This is a genomic window from Chloroflexota bacterium (assembly GCA_015478725.1).
Taxonomy (GTDB): domain Bacteria; phylum Chloroflexota; class Limnocylindria; order Limnocylindrales; family CSP1-4; genus C-114.
The window spans coordinates 1-2,509 of the sequence record JADMIG010000074.1 but is presented as its reverse complement, the minus strand read 5'-3'; the positions used below and the strand labels follow the sequence as shown (position 1 = coordinate 2,509).

At 65.3% G+C, this 2,509-nt stretch carries 2 protein-coding genes; both read right to left on the bottom strand.

Going from position 1 to position 2,509, the window contains the following annotated elements:
* Positions 1 to 63: 63 nt before the first annotated feature.
* A complete protein-coding gene (locus IVW53_15745; protein MBF6607016.1) occupies positions 64 to 870 on the bottom strand; it encodes an ATP-binding protein in 807 nt (268 codons plus the stop codon).
* Positions 867 to 2,357 carry an IS21 family transposase gene (locus IVW53_15740; protein MBF6607015.1) on the bottom strand — a complete coding sequence of 497 codons (1,491 nt, stop codon included), beginning with the start codon at positions 2,355 to 2,357 and terminating at the stop codon, positions 867 to 869. The genes IVW53_15745 and IVW53_15740 overlap by 4 nt, the downstream gene beginning before the upstream one ends.
* Positions 2,358 to 2,509 lie beyond the last annotated feature (152 nt).

Genomic DNA, 2,509 nt, shown 5'->3' with positions numbered 1-2,509 from the left:
TGTGAATGCTGATCGAAACCTGGAGCGCGCGCCGGTCGAAAACGGGAGCACTTCGGTCAGAAGTTACTTGGCGGTCTGAGCCTCGTCCACAGGCGTGACCAGCTTGGTTCGGCGGGTCCGTGTCTTGGCGTCGTGGAGGCGGTAGCTCTCGCCTCTGGTCTCGATGATCTTGCAGCGGTGGGTGAGCCGGTCGAGGGTGGCCCCGGTCAGCCGCTCGGACCCCAGCACCTCGGTCCAGGATTCGAAGGGCAGGTTGGTGGTCACGATCATGCTGGTCCGCTCATAGGCCGTCGAGATCACGTCGAAGAGCAGCTCGGCCCCAACTTTGGAGGCTGGCACGTAGCCGAGTTCGTCGAGGACCAGTAGGTCCAACTTGGCCAGCTGGGACTTGAGCCGCAGGAAGGTCCGTTCGTCCCTCGCCTCGATCAGGGTGGTCACCAGCTCGGTGGCCCGGAAGAAGCGCACCTTGTAGCCCTTGGCGCACGCCGCAGCGGCGAGAGCGGTGGCCAGGTGGGACTTGCCGGTGCCCGGGTTCCCGACGAGGAGGATGTTCTCGCGCTTGTCGATGAACTCGCATCGGGTCAACTCGGCGATCAGCATCTTGTTCACCGACGGGCGGGCGGCGAAGTCGAAGTTGTCCAGGGACTTCATGGTCGGGAACCGCGCCGCCTTCAAGCGGCGGTCGGCTGCCTTGCGTTCCCGTTCGAGTAGCTCCAGCTCGGTCAGCTGCAGCAGGTAGGCCAGGTGGTCGACGTTGTCGTTGGCCGCCTGGCTGGCCACCTTCTCGCATTCGCGTCCGATGGTCGGGAGCCGGAGGGCCTTCAGGTGATGGTGTAACAACACCATGGACTTGGTTTCTTGGGACTTCATGCACTGGCTCCTATCTGGGTCAGGGTGCTGTAGGCACCGAGATCGGGTGGGTCGATGACGAAGGACTTGAGATGGGGATGGCCGTCCAGGCTGAACAGCCCGACCGGTTGCTCATCGCGGTGGAACAGGATCAAAGAGACGGCGTCCGATCCGGTCGACCCGATGGCCAGGGCCTCCTCGATGGCACCGGTGAGCTGGCGGAGCGTTGCCCGCTCCAGGAGGCGCAGCACCTTGATGTACTCCCGGGTGCCCGCCCATCCGAACTCGGCCTCCAGCCGTCGGCGGAGGTGGGCGAAGCATTCAGGCAGGTCCCAGCCCTCCAGGGGCCGAGCGTGATCGAGCGCGCCGGGCTTGCGTTCCAGGAGGGCCAGGTAGTGCCGGGGATCGAAGGAGATCTCCTCTTTCGACCAGCACCGGTGGTGTCGGGCCACCACCTCGGTCCCCGAGACGATGCGGACCTCCTCGGTGCCGCCGAGCACGGTGACCTCGTGATGGGCATGGGCGGTCGGCACCGAGTAGTCGTTGCGGTCGAAGCGCACGAGGGACAGCGAGTTGGCACTGGCCTGGGCCACCCGACGAGGATCGAAGGACTCGCTGGGAACACCAAGCATGGCCGCCCGATCCACCTCCAGGCGCTCGGCCTTCCCCTCCGGCTTGCCCCGCACCGATCGTTCCATGTCGGCCAGGCATGCCGCCTCCAGGTGGGCGTTCAGCTCGGCGAAGGAGTCGAACGACGGCACCGGCACCAAGAAGTTCCGACGTCCGAAGCCGACAAGGCTCTCGACGTGGCCCTTCTCGTTGCCCCGGGCCACCCGGCAGAAGTGGTGGGCGAAGAGGAAGTGGCTCTCCAGACGCAGGAACTCACGGGTGAGCTCTCGTTCGCGTCCCACCACCTTGGTGACGGCGATCCTCGAGTTGTCATAGCTGATGCGGGTGGGAACGCCGCCGAAGAAGGTAAAGCCAGCCACGTGTCCGGCCTGGAAGGTCTCGGTGCACTCGCGTGGGTAGGCCGAGACGTGGAACACGTCCGAGTAGGGCAGGGTCATGACCGACAGGGCCGCCTTCATCTGCTCCCCGGCAATGATCACGGTGGCCTCGCCGAAGTCGTACTGGGCTTCGCCCGGCGGATGAGAGAGCGGGACGAATACCTCCTTCTGGCGCTTCCTGGCTGCGGCCACCTGAGCTCGGACTTGGGACGAGCAGCCGGTGTAGCCGTGCTCGTCGCGCAGGCGCTCGAAGATCCGCTTGGCCGTGTGGCGCTGCTTGACCGGAGCACCGTTGTCGGCCAGCAGGATCTCGTCGATGACCCCGAGGAATTGGCCGAGCATGGGCTTGGGGCGGGACACTGCCTGTCGATAGCCGGGCGGCTCGGCATTGGCCAGGATCTTCTCCAAGGTCTCCGAGCCGATCCGGTAGTCCCTCCTGATCGAGCGCTTCGACGCGCCCTCGACCAGCACCTTGCGCCGGATCTCCGTCCACATCTCCATGTCGGTGTGCACCCTTCTCCCGTCCACTCGCTCGACCCTCAGACAGGAAGCCTGTGGATGGGTTCGAGCGAGCACGGGGATGGTCAGGTGCTCCCGTTTTCGATCAGCGCGTTCTGGGTCTCAGGTGCTCCAGGTTTCGATCAGCGTTTACA